Annotated in this window: 1 protein-coding gene; it reads left to right on the forward strand. The window is 26.2% G+C overall.

The window, feature by feature from the left end; genetic code table 11:
* The coding region (locus tag BKH42_RS09185; protein WP_143428626.1) for a DUF2326 domain-containing protein at positions 1–576 on the forward strand (576 nt) is incomplete at both ends.

Consider the following 576-nt stretch of genomic DNA (forward strand, 5'->3'; position numbering starts at 1 on the left):
AAAATGAGGCAAATTATCTAAAAGACAAGATAAAAGAACTAGAAATAAAGATGCTAGAATTAGGAAAAAATAGGGATTATCTATCTACTCAATATTCGCAAATTTTAGAAAAACTATCAAAAACAGGGTCTTTGACAGAATATACGAAGTTAAATCAACAAATAGAAAAGTTAGCAGAAGAAAAAGGACAAAATGAAAAAATGCTAATTGAGTTGGGGCAAATAGAGAAAGAGATAGAATATACCAAAAAAAATCTTTTGGAATTAAATAAAAAGATGAATGAAGAGCTTGAAGATTTTGAGAATAAATTGGCCATCTTCAATGAATCATTTACTAATTATTCAAAACTTTTATATGAAACTGGATTTATTCTTTCTTATGAATATACAAAGAAGAAAGAACCAATCAAGTTTTATTGTAAAAATGCAAAGGGAAATGAAGGTAGTGGCAAAAAACAAGCTATCATCTCAGCCTTTGATTTAGCCTATATAGATTTTATTAATAAATTAAATCTCAATTTTCCACATTTTGTAGCACATGACAAAGTTGAATTAATTGATATTAATAAACTTGAAA

It is taken from the genome of Helicobacter sp. 13S00482-2 (genome assembly GCF_002272795.1).
Lineage (GTDB): Bacteria > Campylobacterota > Campylobacteria > Campylobacterales > Helicobacteraceae > Helicobacter_J.